Below are 14,194 nucleotides of genomic sequence, written 5' to 3' on the forward strand. Positions count from 1 at the left end.
CGGCAAGAACCCCGCCGCCAATCGCGCGAAACCCATCACAATCGCACCAGATCGCCGCAAAAACGTAGGATGGGTGCAGCGCGTGCTGGCCCCGGCAAGAGCCCCGCCGCCCATCGCGCGGAACCCATCACGACCACACCAGATCGCCGCGACACGTAGGATGGGTGCAGCGCGCGCTGGCCCCGGCAAGAACCCCGCCGCCCATCGCGCGAAACCCATCACAACCGCACCAGATCGCCGCAAAACGTAGGATGGGCGCAGCGCGCGTTGGCCACGGCCAAGAAACACACCGCCAATCGCGCGGAACCCATCACGATCGCACCAGATCGCCGCGACACGTAGGATGGGTGCAGCGCGCGCTGGCCCCGGCAAGAACCCACCGCCAATCGCGCGAAACCCATCACAATCACCCCACCTTGCGACGAAACACCAGTTTGTCTTCCGTTGAAACAGATGCGTCGTAGGCGTAGCCTTCCAGGTCAAAGCCGTGCAAGCCTTCCGGCTTGGCAACCTTATGCTGGATGGCATAGCGCGCCATCAGCCCGCGCGCGCGCTTGGCGTGGAAGCTGATGATTTTCCAGGCGCCGTTCTTCCAGTCCTGGAACACGCATTGCACCACTCGCGCCTTCAGCGTTTTCAAATCAACCGACTTGAAATATTCCTCGGACGCCAGGTTGACGATCACCGGCGACTTCTTGCCCTCCTGACGCTCATTCAGGTAATCGGCAATCGTCGACCCCCAATACTCATACAGGTTCTTGCCCTTGGACGTTTCCAGACGTGTGCCCATTTCCAGGCGATACGGCTGCATCAGATCCAGCGGGCGCAGCACGCCGTACAAACCACTGAGGATGGCCACGTGCTCTTGCGCCCAATCCAGTTGCTTGGCCGACAGGCTGGACGCATCCAGCCCTTCGTACACATCGCCATTGAACGCCAACACCGCCTGGCGTGAATTCGCCTGGGTGAAGCTGCGCTTCCAATGCGCGTAACGCTGCGCATTCAGCTCAGACAGCGCCGGGCTCAGGCTCATCAAGTCAGCGATGTCTTCTGCCGACTTTGTCTTCAACACCTTGATCAGGCCGGCGGCCTGATCCACGAACAGCGGCTGGGTGTGCATCTCGATATGCAGGGGCGAGTCGTAGTCCAGCTTCTTGGCGGGGGAAAGCAAAAACAACATTCCAGAGTTCCTCTATTAACGCGCCGTCCAGCCGCCATCGACCGAAACCGACGTGCCGGTAATTTGCGCCGCGGCGTCGGATGCCAGGAACACGGCGGTGCCGCCGAGTTGTTCCGGGGTGACGAATTGCAGCGACGGCTGCTTTTCGCTGAGCAGTTCGCGCGCGGCGGTTTCCTGGTCAACGCCGTTCTTCTCAGCCAGCGCGGTGATCTGTTTTTCCACCAGCGGCGTGCGGACCCAGCCCGGGCAGATGGCGTTGGCGGTGATGCCCTGCCCGGCCGTTTCCAGCGCCGTGACCTTGGTGAACCCCACCACGCCATGCTTGGCCGCCACATAGGCCGACTTGTTGGCCGAGGCCACCAGGCCATGCGCCGACGCAATGTTGATGATGCGGCCAAAGCCCTGCTTCTTCATGTGCGGCAGCGCGGCCGCCGTGCCATGGAACACGGCCGACAGGTTCAGCGCCAGAATCGCGTCCCACTTTTCAACCGGAAAGTCCTCGATCAGCGCGGTGTGCTGGATGCCGGCGTTGTTGACCAGGATGTCGATGCGGCCCAACTGGCGCACCGCGTTGTCGACCAGGCCACGCACCGCATCGCCCTTGGACAGGTCGGCGCCGTCGTAGATCACCTTCACGCCGTACTTCTCGGCCAAACCCGCACGTTCCTTTTCGATCGCGGCGGCGTCGCCAAAACCATTCAGGACGATATCAGCGCCTTGCTGGGCGAAGGCGGTGGCGATCCCCAGGCCGATACCGCTGGTGGAACCGGTGACAAGGGCAACTTTTCCTTTGAGCATGTGCATTCTCCTGTGGTCTGGCATAGGGACGAAAAGCGAAACGAGGACAAGTGTAGCCGCCCGCGCAGACGGCAATCATGCCATGACCCCACGGCTGGCGGGGTCAAGCGGATGGAGGTTTGTCGGACGAATCCGACCCTCGCCCCGCATCGGCGGCCGAAGGCAGATCCGCCATGCCGCCACGGTTTTCCGGCACGCGCTCCAGCAGCTTGATCAGCACCGGCACCACGCCCATGGATATGGCGACCACCACCGACAGCACGTCGCGCTGTTCCAGGCTGACCAAGTGGTTGTCCCAGGCTTCATTGAAAATGGCGAAGCTGAATTCCCCGCCTTGGGCCAGCACCATGGCGAACAGCAGCCGGTGGTAGCGCGGCAAGCCCATGAACCGCGCGAAGCCATAGAGGACCAGGGCTTTGATCGCCAGCAAGGCGGCAACGCAGCCGATGATGAACGTCCAGTGATCAGCCACCACCTTCAGGTTCACGGACATGCCGATCGCCAGGAAGAACAGGCCCAGCAATAAGCCCTTGAACGGGTCGATGGCCTTTTCCAGGTCGTGCCGGTAGCGGGATTCCGCCATCAACACCCCGACCAGAAAGCCGCCCAAGCCCGCAGACAAACCCGCATAGTCGAACAATTGCGCGGCGCCCACCACCATCAGCAATGCCGCCGCCGTGAACAGTTCATTCAATTGCGCCTTGGCGGCCCAGCCCAGCAGCCGCAGCCGGTAGGCCAACGCCACCACCGCCACGGCGATCAGCGCTTCCTTGAACGACGGGGCCGACGTACCGTCAGACCCCAGCAAGCCCGCCGCCACCAGCATCGGAATGGCCGCCATGTCCTGAAACAGCAACACGCCCAAGGCCGAACGGCCCAGCGGCGTGCGGGTCAAGCTGCGCTCATCCAGCAGCCGCAACGCCACCGCCGTCGACGACAAGGCAAGCGACAGCCCGCACAACACCGCCGCCTGCCACTCCATCCCGGCCAGATGCCTGAGCGCCGCGCCGAAAACCAGCCCCAGCAGCAACCCGCAGACCAGCATTTGCAAGCTTCCCAGCAGGAAGACCTCGCTGCGCATCGCCCATAGGCGCCTGGGCGACAGCTCAAGCCCGATGATGAACAGCATCATCACCACGCCCCATTGCGACACGTTGATCATGGTGTCGACATTGGTCACCAGCTTCAGGCAAGACGGCCCGATCAGCACGCCCGCAATCAGATAACCCGGAATGGCGCCCAGCCCAAGCCGTTGCGTAATGGGCACGCACAGCACAGCGGCAAGCAAGAGGATAAGAATCAGGTCCATGAAACGGGATGCCGCCTTGGGTAGGGTGTAGGCCTGGGCGCGCGATGCCCGGATGGGCGAATTCTGGACAAAGATCGGCGCCGCCGGAAGTGCGCGATGCACCCTTTCAAGGATTTTTTTCGACCCCCTTTACACACAGGAAAAAATTCCTGTAGAATTGCGGGCTTCGCTGCTCCAACAACGAAGATCCTTCCGACCAGGGATCTTGAAGTGAAAACGAAACGTGAAGGGAAATCCTCAAAAAGGAACCCTTCAAATAAGTGATCACCGTTTTGGAACCCAGCCACGGAGAGGTGGCAGAGTGGTCGAATGTACCTGACTCGAAATCAGGCGTACGGTATCCCCGTACCGTGGGTTCGAATCCCACCCTCTCCGCCAAGTATTTATTTCGGTGAATTCATCGAAATCCAAAAAAGCCCGCGCTCCCATGGAGATGCGGGCTTTTTTCCGTCCAGCGTGTCACGGCGTAAAATGGCGCATTCATTGATCACAGGACTAGCCATGATTGCAGAGCAGGAAGTCGTTGCCCGCCGCGTCATCGTGAACAGCGCACTGGCCAGCCAACGCATGGAAGGCCTGGAACCGGACGCGCAGGTTATCAAAGACGCCGAGCTGTGGGCGTCGGGCGAAAAATCCCTTGATGACGCTATTGCCGAATACAAGGCGCGGCTCGGTCTGAATCAGCCCGTAAGATGAAATACACGGGGCAGGACGGAGACCCGTACCTGGACAAAGGCACGGGCATACTCCGCAACCTTCTGGGTATCCAAGATCAGGCTGCACTCGACAAGGCCGAGTCCAGCCTGTCTTTTTTGCAGGCCGCCAAGTTGCGTGAGCAGCCCGTCGCCGGCAAGTTCGATTTGGAGCACAACGCTGGCTACGACATCGATTGGACTGGCATTAGCCAAGCTGAAATGATCCGGGCGTCAATCGACGCCTACAACGGCAATGCGGATAGCCTCGCGCGGCTCATTCGGCAAGGCATCCACTGCTGACAGGCGTCACATCAAGCCCGAAGGGCCACAGCCCCCGTCATTGCCAAGGCTCGACCACCAGCCCCCCGCTCCATCGCCACCGCCCCTCCACCCAGCAGCTTGAACGCACTGACCGCGCGCGTCAGGTCGGCGGCCTGATCCTGCATGGACCCGGCCGCGGCGGCGGCCTCTTCCACCAGCGCCGCGTTCTGCTGCGTTACCTCGTCCATTTGCGACACCGCCCGGTTGACCTGTTCAATGCCGTCGGCCTGCTCGGCGGATGCCGCCGCAATTTCGCCCATGATGTCCGTCACGCGCTGCACCGAGCTGACGATTTCCTGCATCGTCGTGCCTGCTCGCTCGGCGCTGATCGAGCCCTGGCTGATCTTTTGCACCGTGTCTTCGATCAGCGACTTGATTTCCTTGGCAGCCTGCGCGCTGCGTTGCGCCAGTGTGCGGACTTCGGCCGCTACCACCGCGAAACCCTTGCCCTGCTCGCCTGCCCGCGCGGCTTCCACCGCGGCGTTCAGCGCCAGGATGTTGGTCTGGAAGGCAATGCCATCGATCACCGACACGATGTCGGCGATCTTGACCGAGCTCGACGAAATCGCGCTCATGGTGCTGACCACCTCGGACACCGTCGCGCCGCCTCGGGATGCGGTCTCGGACGCGGTGGCCGCCAACTGGTTCGCCTGGCGCGCGCTGTCGGCATTCTGCTTCACCGTGGACGACAGTTGTTCCATCGATGCCGCGGTTTCCTCCAGGGATGCGGCCTGCTGCTCGGTGCGCGAGGACAGGTCGGTGTTGCCCGCTGCGATCTCGCCCGACGCGGACGCCATGCTGTCCACGCCGGTCCGGATGTGGGCGATGGTGCCCGCCAGGTTGGCGTTCATGGACGCCAGGGCCTGCATCAACTGGCCGATCTCGTCGCGCGATGTCACGGTAACGGTGCTGGTCAGGTCATTGGCGGCCACGGTGCGCGCCACGCGCACGGCGGCCGACAGCGGGCGGGTAATGCCGCGCGTCAGCAACACGGCCAGCAGCAAGCCGCTGATCAGCGCCACCGAGCCGATGACGATCATCCAGAAATTGGCCGTGCGATAAGCGCTTTGGATGTCGGCCGCGCGCGCATCAATCTCGGCCCGCTGCAAGGCGGACAGCTTGGTGATCTGGTCAATGAACTGGCGCGTGGCCGGCAGGAATTCCTGGGTGAAGACGCGGTTGGCCGCATCCACGTCGCCGCTCTGCTTGGCCTTGAAGATGGCGTCGCGCGTGCGCAGGTAATCGCCTCGGGACTTGCCGATGCCTTGCCACAACGTCGTTTCCTCGGGCGTCTGTATCAGTGGCTCGATCTGCTTTTGCAAGGCGGAAGAATTCCGCGTGGACGCGGCGGCCTCTTCCGTGAAGAACGCCGCCAGGCTCGCGTCGGTGCTTTTTGCAATGGCGGTGGTGCGGGTGACGCCGGCCTGGATATTGCGGGCCCAATCGCTGATCCAGCGCTCCTTGATCAGCGAACGCTGGGTCACGGTTTCAACCGATTCATTGATGTTGGCCAGGCTGACCAGCCCAACCAGGCACATGATGATGATCATGGCCAGCAAAATGCCGAATCCCCCCGCCAGGCGGGTTCCAAGTTTCAGATTATTCATGCCGCGTCCAGCCATCCAGACAGGCGCGCGAATGCGGATTCGGCAGTTGCGTGCGGCCGCGCAAACCGCCGCCCACGCAAGCCAGACGCCCGCCAGCCCCTGGATGGATCTGCCCCCAAATATGGTGTTCAAAGATGATGAAAGTGCCAGCGGAGAAGTCGTGAACCGAGGGTTCTCGCAGTGGTCGAGCAGATGCTAGCAGCGGCGATTTTCACCGCAATCAAGGAACTGAAGAACGAATTGGCACAAGCTCGTCCCTTTGCAAAATCGGGTCCGGACCGCAGGATTGTGCACGCCACATCGCCGCAAAATAGACTGCGCGCGCTGTCGCCCCTCTCTTAATGCAGCAGGGGCTGAGCCAGCTCGCGAAGCCGGCGCTTGTCTTCATCCAGGCCCAGAGCATTCTCTGCGTATCCGAGCAAGCGCGCGGCATGCCGGGAAGCGGCCGGCTTGAATAGCGTCGGGTTGATCTCCGCCAGGCTCAACAGCGCCTTGGTCATGCGCATGTCCACTTCCAGCAAGCCCGCGCCGTCTCGGGCGATAGGGCCGAAAAAGTCGTCGAACAAATCGTCCACATCCAGACCTTGCACATAGACCCGCTGGCAGTCGGGTTCGGCCTCCAATTGCGACGAAGGGGGCTGCCCCCAGCAGGTCAGGCTTCTTACGCCCCTGCCGATGACGTCAATGGCCGTTCCGGGGTCATTGACGGCAGGCGACAAGGCGCGGGACGCAATTTCGGAAAGCACCGACAAGCCAAAGCGGGGGTCGTTCTCGAACGTGCGATGCGTGCCTAGGGTGATGGCGCCAAGAATTTCCTCGTTGGGCGCGTGGAGCGTGGCGGACGCGCTGCTAGATTCGGGCACAATCCACGCCAGCACCATGCCGACATGGGCAAAGGCGCCCGGCAGAACATCCAGATAAATCAAGGCCTGATGTTCCCGCGCGACCTCGCCCAAGGCCTGCACGTCGATGTGCTGGACGTAGCCCGTCTGGTCACTTGCCACGGCCAGCGCCGACGCGGGGGGCACGCCGGATGCCGGATAAGGGGTGCCGCCCAGACAAGGCCACTGAACGCGGTGCCGGATAGCGTCGATGGTCGCGGTTTCAACGCGGTCGATGGTTTCGCCGACCCGGCCGAGCTTTGACAGGTGATCGATCCAGCGCAACAGCGTGTAGACGATCAGGATCACCACCGCGATCGTCACCGCGAACAGCAAGACCCGCCCTTGCGCGCCATAGGCGCCCGTGCTCAGCGCGATGATGCCCACCAAGCTGAACAGAAACGAGCCGATGAAGGTCGCCAAGGCGTTCTGCGTGGTGGTGTCCTGCATCACAAGGGTGGTTGCGCGCGGCGTTACCCCGCTGCTTGCCGCGCCGTAGGCCGCCACCATGGTGCTGAGCGAAAAGGTGGTCACCGCCAGCATGCTGGACGCAATGATGCCCAGGATCTTGTCCACCGCATCGGCGCCAATGCGGGCGGGCAGGGTCTCAGGAATGGCGCCCTTGAATATGACGGCAAGCAAGGCGGTCGCCACGCCCAGCAGCGAGAAAAGACTGGCCCTGAACCACAGGCGCCTGGTCAATTGCTTAAGCGCCCAGCGCCAACGAGCAACCATCTTTTCTCCTTTCTGTGATGCGGCTAGGGTCCAGTAGGCCGCGCCAACTGGAACAAATCCGTGCTGCGAGCGTACCACCCGCTGCCATGCATGCGCGCCACCAAGCCCATCTCGGCCGTGTTCACATAGCCGCGTTCCGCGTCCTGCACATAGGCATCGGCCACGTGCGCGCCGAGCACCCTGCCTATCACGACGACCTGGCGCGGGCCGGTCACGATGGTGGCCTGGCTGACGCATTCGAGCGACACGGGGCTGCCTTGGATCAAGGGCGGGCGCACATGCGCGGCGGGCAGCGCGGTCAGGCCCGCCTTGCTCAGCTCATCCACCCCTGGCGGATAGTCCGCGCAGGTTTGGTTCATTTGCTGCATCAGGGCTTCGGGCACAAGGTTCACCACGAACTCGCCGTTTTCGATGATGTTGGCGCTGGTGTCTTTCAGTTCACCGTTTGCGCGGCGCATCAGGCCGATGGCGACGGTGGGCGGCTGGTGCCCCATGACGTTGAAAAAGCTGAACGGCGCCGCGTTGACGCAGCCGTCGCCCGATATCGTGGTGACCCACGCAATCGGGCGGGGGGTGACGGTCGAGGTCAGCAGCTTGTAGACCGTCTGCGAAGGCAAGGCGCTGAAATCAAAATGCATGTTTCAAGACTCCTGCGCGCCGCCCGCGTTGGCGGTAGACACGGCGGACACTGCGGAAACGGCCCGCTTTTCGCGGGTGTCGACCTGAAGCTGGAACACGTCGGGCCGCGCATAGTGGCCGGACACGTCAAAGTCGTACTTGCCGCGCAGGATCTGGTTGGGGTTGATGTCGGCGTACAGAATGGTCTCGTCGGAAAAATCCGGGCCGGCCAGCACTTCGCCCAAGGGGTCGATGATGGCGCTGCCGCCCCGCATCAACACCGTGTCGGGTGCGTTGCCCAGCGAGCATTCGAAGTCTTCCGGATACGCATCGCGGCGCAGGTGCTGGCAGGCGGTCAGCACATAGCAGCGGCCTTCCAGCGCAATGTGGCGCATGCTGGGAATCCAGCTATCGCGGTCATCCGCCGTGGGCGCGCAATACAAGGCCACGCCCTGGCTGTACATGTACATGCGCAACATGGGCATGTAGTTTTCCCAGCAGATGACGGCGCCTATCTTGCCGTAGGGCGTATCGAAGACGGGCATGGTCGAGCCGTCGCCGAAGCCCCAGATCAGCCGTTCGCCCGCCGTCGGCATCAGCTTGCGGTGCTTGCCGACCAGGCCTTCCCGGCCATTGAAATACAGCACGGTGCAATACAGCGTGCCGCCGTCGGCTTCGATGCAGCCCATGACGACGAAGCTGTCGGTATCGGCGGCGGCCTGCGCCACGATGCCGACCTCTTCGCCATCCAGCCGCACGGCCTGCCGGTGATAGCTGGCGAAGGCGTCGCGGCCTTCGGGCTTGCGCACGCCGATGGGCGCGCCAAAGGAATTGCCCTTGGGATAGCCACCCAGGAAGGCTTCCGGAAACACCAGCACCCGGGCGCCCTGCTCGGCGGCCTGCCGGATCAGCGACGCGGCCTTGTTGGCGCAGGCGACGCTGTCGGTCGGGATGGACGCCGCCTGGATGACGGCGGCCTTGAAACTCGCTTGCACGGACATGTTTCTCCTCGCTTTTTTAGTGGATGGGGTCTTCGTCGATGGCCTTGGCGCGGGTGTTCGGCAGGAACAAGCTGCCGATGATGCCCACCACCACCATCACGACGACCGGATACATCAAACCGCCAAAGATATTGCCGCTGGCCTGCGCCAGGTAGGTGGCGGTAAAGGGCACGATGCCGCCGAAGATGCCCGCGCCGATGTGGTACGGGAAGGATAGCGCGGTGTAGCGGATGCGGGCCGGGAACAGTTCAACCAGGTAGGACGCCACTGGTCCATAGACCATCGCGACCACGGCGGTCATCAGCACCAGGATCAGGATGATGGTGGCGCGGTCGACGCGGGCCGGGTCGGCGCGGTCCGGGTAGCCGGCCGCGCTCAAGGCCTGGGCATAGCCCGCGCGATCGAAGCCGTTGACGGTGACGCCGCCCACGCTCATGGCAATGGTCTGGTCCGGCAGCGGCGCGGCGTATTCAAAGTTGATGCCCTTGCCGACCAGGAATTTCTTGGCCTGCACGCACACCTTCTTGTGGTCGGCATGGCTGCCGACCATCGCGGCCTGCAAGCCGAAGTCGCACGCGCCGCCGCTGGTGTCGGCATGCACGCGGACCGGCGTGCTCTGCATGGCTTGGGCCAGCGCCGGGTTGCCGGCTTTCAGCAGCACCTCGAACATCGAGTGGTAGCCGATGGCGGCAATGAACAGGCCTGCCATCATGATCCATTTGCGGCCGATGCGGTCGGACAGCCAGCCGAACAGCACGAACGTGGGCGCGCCGATGATGAAGCCGATCAGGATCAGCGTGTAGACGCTGGTCTGATCCAACTGCACGGCTTGCTGCAGGAAGATCATCACGTAAAACTGGCCCGTGAAGTAGGTGGCGCCCTGGCCGGCGGTGACGCCGATCAGCGCCAGCAGCACCAGGCGCAGGCTGGACCATTGGCCGAACGTTTCCTTGATGGGATTCTTCGACAGGCGGTTCTGCTGCTTCATGCGCGTGAAGACGGGCGATTCATGCAGCTTGGCGCGCACGTAGATCGAAATCGCCAGCATCACGATCGACAGGATGAACGGCAGGCGCCATCCCCATTGGCGGAAGTCCTCGGCGCTCATCGCTGCCTGGGTGCACAGGATGACAACCAGCGACAGGATCAGGCCGGCCGACGAGGTGATCTGGATCCATCCGGTCAACAAGCCACGGCGCTTGGGCTCGCAATGCTCGGCCACATAGATCACCGCGCCGCCGTACTCGCCGCCCACGGCCAGGCCCTGCACGACGCGCAGCGTCAACAGCAGGATCCACGACAAATGGCCGGCCGACTCATAGGTGGGCAGGCAGCCGATCAGCACGGTGGCCCCGCCCATCATCACGACCGTGATCAGGAAGGTGTACTTGCGGCCCCACTTGTCACCCAGGTAGCCGAACATCACGGCGCCCAAGGGGCGAATGATGAAACCCACCGCCAGTGCGCCCAAGGCGGCCAGCAATGCCACCGTGGGGTTGTCCTGCGGAAACAGCACCTGGCTCATGAACACCGCCAGGGTCCCGTAGATGAAGAAGTCGTACCACTCGAACAGGGTGCCCAAGGTGGACGCCACCACTACCTGGCGTTCCTCTTTCCTGCTTAGCGTCGGCGCGTCGCCGATCCGCCCCACTGCTGCCACGTTTGCTTCCATGCTTGCTTTCCCCTGTGTTTTTAGATTGATACTGCTGTATGCATTAACTATTATCAAACTTAAAACCGGCCCGGACAAAGCTGGGGGAAACCCGAAACCGGGTCCGGCAGGGTGCCGCAAGCGCCTGCAAGCCGCTGCTACACTGCCGCCAAACACACACTGGAGGCAGCAATGGCAAGGCCCGCCGGCAAGGTAGAAAAGAACACGGAAAAGACGCCGACCGCAGCGCGCAGGGGGATTCAGTCGATTGAAGTGGGCTTCCGAATCCTGGACCTGATCCGCAAGACGGGCCGGCCGCTACCGCTGAAGGAAATTGCCGACGCCTGTGAGCTGACCGTGCCCAACGTGCACTACTACCTGGTCAGTTTTCAGAAGGTGGGCGTGGTGCAGCAGCACGCGGACACGGGCCACTACGGCCTGGGCCCCTACGCGCTGCGGCTGGGGCTGGCGGCCTTGGAGCAGTTCGATGTGTTCACCACAGCGCGGCCCATCATGGCCGAGGTGGCGGCGGTGACCGGGCATACCGTGTTCCTGGGGGTGTGGGGCAACAAGGGGCCGACCATTGTGTATCGGGTGGAAGGCAGCCGCAGCCGGCCCTTGCTGGAATTGCGCGTGGGCACGGTGATGCCGCTGCTGTCGTCGGCGTTGGGCCGCAACTTCCTGGCGCACTTGCCGGACGCCCTGACCCGCGACCTGCTGGAGCGCGAGATGGCGTCATCCATACCCGAAAGCCAGGGCGGCGCGCCCGGCAATTCCTATACGGCGAAAGACGTGCAGGCCATCCGCGACGAGGTGCAAAAGCACCACATCAGCCGCTGCCGCCATGCGCTGCTACCGCATTTCACGTCGCTGTCCGCGCCCATCTTCGACATGCTGGGCGAGATGACGGCGGCCATCACCTTGATGGGACCGGTGGGCGCCATCGACGACGACCTGGATTCCGACACCGCGCGCCTGCTGCGTGAAAAAGCGCGGTCGATCTCGGCGATGGCGGGGTGGGAAGGGTCGGAGCCGAACACGGCCCCGGCCGCAGGCTAAAGCGCGTCGCGTCCGGCGGGCGATGGCGGTTCGGGCCGCCCGTGCTCGGCGCTGCTGGGCTGCCGGACAACGACCGCGCGCGCCGCACGCATCAGCTTTCCACGATGATCTTCGCGTCTTTGATGGTCTTGGCGTACTTGCGCTGTTCCTGGACCATGAAGTCGGCAAAGCGCTGCACGCTGCCGCCGCCATCTTCCGCGCCCACTTGCGCCAGCTTTTCCTGCACGTCCGCCATCGCCAGGACCCGATCGATATCGCGGTTCATGCGCTGGACCATGGCGTCGGGCATCTTGCCGGGGCCTACCATGCCGAACCAGATGCTGGCCTCGAAGCCCGGATAGCCTTGTTCCGCCACCGTCGGCACAGTGGGGTGGCTTATCGAGCGCTGCTGCAAGGTCTGCGCCAACGCGATCACCTTGCCGGACTGCACCAATGGCGTGGCCGTCGTCATGCCTTCAAAGCAGTACTGCACATGGCCGCCCAACAAATCGTTCATCAGCGGCGCCGACCCCTTGTACGGCACATGCAGCACGTCGATGCCGGCGCGTGCCTTGAAAATTTCCAGTGCCAGATGCTGGGCCGACCCCGCCCCCGCCGACCCGAACACGATTTTTCCGGGTTGCGCGCGGCACAGCTTGACCAAGTCAGGCAGCGTCTTGGCGGGTTGCGACGCGCCGCCGATCAGGATGGTGGGCGTCTTGCCCACCAAGGCGATGGGCGAGAAATCTCGGTCCACCGAATAGGCCAGCTTGGGCTGCAAGCCCGGCGCAATGCCGTGGCTGTTCACATGCGCCATCAGCAGCGTGTTGCCATCGTTGGGCTGGCGCGCCACCTGTTCGGCCGCGATGACGCCCGCCGCCCCGGCGCGGTTTTCCACGATGACGGGAATGTTCCACATCACGCCCAGCTTTTGCCCCAACAAGCGCGCCAGCACGTCGGTGCCGCCGCCCGCCGGAAAGCCCACCACGATCTTCACCGGACCCGACGGCATGTCCTGCTGCGCCCGCGCCGCGTTGGGCAGCACAAGCGCCGCCCCCAGCGCCGCGGCGCCGGTCATGAATTGCCTGCGTTGCATGCTTGTCTCCTCGCGCCGGCCTCGAAGGCCGGCTGCTTGTTTTGAAAAGGCGCCGCCTGGTGGCGGTGGCGTTCAACGACTGATGCGGACCCACTTGCCAAACTTTTCAACCATGCGCTCTTCGAAGCCGAAGCCCAGCCCCGGCTCTTGATGCAAGACCACGCGGCCCAGCTTGTGAGTCAGTTGCCGATCGATCAGCTTGCGGAAATTCAACACCTGGTCGTCCCAGAAGAATTCGACGTAGCGCGCGTTCGGCGTCGCCGCGACCAGCGGCGCGTGCACGTCGTGGAACCAATGCGGGCAGACCACCACGCCATAGCTGGCGGCCGTGGCCGCAATGCGCTTCCACTCGGTGATGCCGCCGCACACCGCCGCATCGGTCTGCAGGATGCCGGCCGCGCCCTTGTCGAGCAGTTCCTTGTGATACCAGCGGCCATAGCCGATTTCGGCCGTGGCGATCGGCAGATGCGTCAGCCGCGCCAGCTTGGCGTGGCTGTCGATATCGTCCGGCCCGAAGGGCTCTTCGATGAAATACGGCTCGTACTGCTCGAAGCGGCGGATGTACTGCATGGCCTGGGTCACGTCCTGCCAGGCGTTATTGCAGTCCATCATCAGCTCGACGTCGGGGCCCACGGCTTCGCGCGCCGCTTTCAAGCGCGCCTCTTCCTCGCGCGGGGACAGGCGGCCGGTCTTCATCTTGACGGCGCGAAAGCCCTTGTCCACGTAGCTGGCCATTTCCTCGCCCAGGTGCTGGGGCGTCTTGCCGTCCAGGTAGTAGCCGCCACTGGCGTAGGCAGGCACGGTTTCGAGTTCCATCGCACCCAGGAACTTGTGCAGCGGCAGGCCGGCCGTCTTGGCGTTCAGGTCCCACAGTGCGATGTCCAGCGCACTCAGCGCGCGCATCACCGTGCCCTGCCGACCTTGCAGCAGCGCCTCTTGGTACATGGCTTGCCACAAGCCTTCAACGGCGTGTGAATCGCGGCCCAGCAGCACCGGCGCCAACAGGCTTTGCACGGCTGCTTCGAAGATAGCGCCGCCGGCGCTGCCCACATAGCAAAAGCCGATGCCTTCCACGCCGTCGCTTGAACGGACCTTGACCAGGCCGTAGTGGCGAGTGGATACGCTGCGGTTCGAAAACGATGTGACTTTATCCAGGGGCACCGCGGCGGCGCAAACGTCGATGGATTCAATAATGGGCACGGCAAGCTCCTTGATGGCGGGGTTCCAACGGGCGACGCCGGCGCCTTGTGCGCGGGCGGATCGC

General features: G+C 63.5%; 13 protein-coding genes and 1 tRNA gene. 4 read left to right on the top strand and 10 right to left on the bottom strand.

Annotation, left to right across the window (positions count from 1 at the left end; genetic code table 11):
* Nucleotides 1-406 precede the first annotated feature (406 nt).
* The 3 genes from yaaA to CVS48_RS00100 form a co-directional block, all read right to left on the bottom strand.
* A complete protein-coding gene (gene yaaA / locus CVS48_RS00090; RefSeq protein ID WP_100852800.1) occupies nucleotides 407-1,180 on the bottom strand; it encodes a peroxide stress protein YaaA in 774 nt (257 codons plus the stop codon).
* Nucleotides 1,181-1,195: 15 nt separating this feature from the next.
* Complete coding sequence (locus tag CVS48_RS00095) at nucleotides 1,196-1,978, bottom strand: 3-hydroxybutyrate dehydrogenase (protein WP_100852801.1); 783 nt, start codon at nucleotides 1,976-1,978, stop codon at nucleotides 1,196-1,198.
* A gap of 103 nt (nucleotides 1,979-2,081) precedes the next feature.
* Entirely contained in the window at nucleotides 2,082-3,287 is a 1,206-nt protein-coding gene (locus CVS48_RS00100; RefSeq protein WP_100857453.1) for a cation:proton antiporter domain-containing protein, read from the bottom strand.
* A gap of 287 nt (nucleotides 3,288-3,574) precedes the next feature.
* Between CVS48_RS00100 and CVS48_RS00105 the strand changes: the two genes are divergently transcribed.
* The 3 genes from CVS48_RS00105 to CVS48_RS00115 all read left to right on the top strand — a co-directional run bounded on the left by CVS48_RS00105 (nucleotide 3,575) and on the right by CVS48_RS00115 (nucleotide 4,282).
* A tRNA-Ser gene (locus CVS48_RS00105) sits at nucleotides 3,575-3,665 on the top strand.
* A 123-nt stretch (nucleotides 3,666-3,788) separates the two neighbouring features.
* Nucleotides 3,789-3,983, top strand: a complete 195-nt coding sequence (locus CVS48_RS00110) for an antitoxin VbhA family protein (RefSeq protein WP_100852802.1) — start codon at nucleotides 3,789-3,791, stop codon at nucleotides 3,981-3,983.
* Nucleotides 3,980-4,282 (top strand): hypothetical protein, encoded by a 303-nt coding sequence (locus CVS48_RS00115; protein WP_100852803.1) that lies wholly within the window; start codon nucleotides 3,980-3,982, stop codon nucleotides 4,280-4,282. The genes CVS48_RS00110 and CVS48_RS00115 overlap by 4 nt, the downstream gene beginning before the upstream one ends.
* Before the next feature lie 11 nt (nucleotides 4,283-4,293).
* Here the strand turns inward: CVS48_RS00115 and CVS48_RS00120 are convergent, their stop codons facing one another.
* The 5 genes from CVS48_RS00120 to CVS48_RS00140 all read right to left on the bottom strand — a co-directional run bounded on the left by CVS48_RS00120 (nucleotide 4,294) and on the right by CVS48_RS00140 (nucleotide 10,817).
* The gene (locus tag CVS48_RS00120; protein WP_242001134.1) at nucleotides 4,294-5,910 is read right to left on the bottom strand and encodes a methyl-accepting chemotaxis protein; all 1,617 of its coding nucleotides are present in this window, start codon (nucleotides 5,908-5,910) and stop codon (nucleotides 4,294-4,296) included.
* A gap of 338 nt (nucleotides 5,911-6,248) precedes the next feature.
* The gene (locus CVS48_RS00125; protein ID WP_100852804.1) at nucleotides 6,249-7,526 is read right to left on the bottom strand and encodes a DUF2254 domain-containing protein; all 1,278 of its coding nucleotides are present in this window, start codon (nucleotides 7,524-7,526) and stop codon (nucleotides 6,249-6,251) included.
* A 23-nt stretch (nucleotides 7,527-7,549) separates the two neighbouring features.
* Nucleotides 7,550-8,164 (bottom strand): flavin reductase family protein, encoded by a 615-nt coding sequence (locus CVS48_RS00130; protein ID WP_100852805.1) that lies wholly within the window; start codon nucleotides 8,162-8,164, stop codon nucleotides 7,550-7,552.
* A gap of 3 nt (nucleotides 8,165-8,167) precedes the next feature.
* Nucleotides 8,168-9,145, bottom strand: coding sequence for a carbon-nitrogen hydrolase family protein (locus CVS48_RS00135; protein WP_100852806.1), 978 nt, complete (start codon nucleotides 9,143-9,145; stop codon nucleotides 8,168-8,170).
* A gap of 16 nt (nucleotides 9,146-9,161) precedes the next feature.
* The gene (locus CVS48_RS00140; RefSeq protein WP_100852807.1) at nucleotides 9,162-10,817 is read right to left on the bottom strand and encodes an MFS transporter; all 1,656 of its coding nucleotides are present in this window, start codon (nucleotides 10,815-10,817) and stop codon (nucleotides 9,162-9,164) included.
* A gap of 171 nt (nucleotides 10,818-10,988) precedes the next feature.
* On the opposite strand from CVS48_RS00140, the gene CVS48_RS00145 reads away from it, so the two are divergent.
* Nucleotides 10,989-11,855: an IclR family transcriptional regulator gene (locus CVS48_RS00145; protein ID WP_100852808.1), complete on the top strand. Its 867-nt coding sequence runs from the start codon at nucleotides 10,989-10,991 to the stop codon at nucleotides 11,853-11,855.
* Nucleotides 11,856-11,946: 91 nt separating this feature from the next.
* On the opposite strand, the gene CVS48_RS00150 is transcribed toward CVS48_RS00145, so the two are convergent.
* Nucleotides 11,947-12,930 (bottom strand): Bug family tripartite tricarboxylate transporter substrate binding protein, encoded by a 984-nt coding sequence (locus CVS48_RS00150; RefSeq protein WP_100852809.1) that lies wholly within the window; start codon nucleotides 12,928-12,930, stop codon nucleotides 11,947-11,949.
* 72 nt (nucleotides 12,931-13,002) lie between these two features.
* Nucleotides 13,003-14,130 carry a mandelate racemase/muconate lactonizing enzyme family protein gene (locus tag CVS48_RS00155; RefSeq protein ID WP_100852810.1) on the bottom strand — a complete coding sequence of 376 codons (1,128 nt, stop codon included), beginning with the start codon at nucleotides 14,128-14,130 and terminating at the stop codon, nucleotides 13,003-13,005.
* Between the last annotated feature and the right edge of the window lie 64 nt (nucleotides 14,131-14,194).

This window comes from Achromobacter spanius, from assembly GCF_002812705.1.
Classification (GTDB): domain Bacteria; phylum Pseudomonadota; class Gammaproteobacteria; order Burkholderiales; family Burkholderiaceae_B; genus Achromobacter; species Achromobacter spanius.

Excerpts from the sequence above, each read along its gene's own strand:
- CVS48_RS00100 (WP_100857453.1), bottom strand. The coding sequence starts at position 3,287 with ATGGACCTGATTCTTATCCTCTTGCTTGCCGCTGTGCTGTGCGTGCCC.
- CVS48_RS00130 (WP_100852805.1), bottom strand. The coding sequence starts at position 8,164 with ATGCATTTTGATTTCAGCGCCTTGCCTTCGCAGACGGTCTACAAGCTG.
- CVS48_RS00120 (WP_242001134.1), bottom strand. The coding sequence starts at position 5,910 with ATGAATAATCTGAAACTTGGAACCCGCCTGGCGGGGGGATTCGGCATT.
- CVS48_RS00115 (WP_100852803.1), top strand. The coding sequence starts at position 3,980 with ATGAAATACACGGGGCAGGACGGAGACCCGTACCTGGACAAAGGCACG.
- CVS48_RS00110 (WP_100852802.1), top strand. The coding sequence starts at position 3,789 with ATGATTGCAGAGCAGGAAGTCGTTGCCCGCCGCGTCATCGTGAACAGC.
- CVS48_RS00135 (WP_100852806.1), bottom strand. The coding sequence starts at position 9,145 with ATGTCCGTGCAAGCGAGTTTCAAGGCCGCCGTCATCCAGGCGGCGTCC.
- CVS48_RS00150 (WP_100852809.1), bottom strand. The coding sequence starts at position 12,930 with ATGCAACGCAGGCAATTCATGACCGGCGCCGCGGCGCTGGGGGCGGCG.
- CVS48_RS00145 (WP_100852808.1), top strand. The coding sequence starts at position 10,989 with ATGGCAAGGCCCGCCGGCAAGGTAGAAAAGAACACGGAAAAGACGCCG.
- CVS48_RS00095 (WP_100852801.1), bottom strand. The coding sequence starts at position 1,978 with ATGCTCAAAGGAAAAGTTGCCCTTGTCACCGGTTCCACCAGCGGTATC.
- CVS48_RS00140 (WP_100852807.1), bottom strand. The coding sequence starts at position 10,817 with ATGGAAGCAAACGTGGCAGCAGTGGGGCGGATCGGCGACGCGCCGACG.
- yaaA (WP_100852800.1), bottom strand. The coding sequence starts at position 1,180 with ATGTTGTTTTTGCTTTCCCCCGCCAAGAAGCTGGACTACGACTCGCCC.
- CVS48_RS00125 (WP_100852804.1), bottom strand. The coding sequence starts at position 7,526 with ATGGTTGCTCGTTGGCGCTGGGCGCTTAAGCAATTGACCAGGCGCCTG.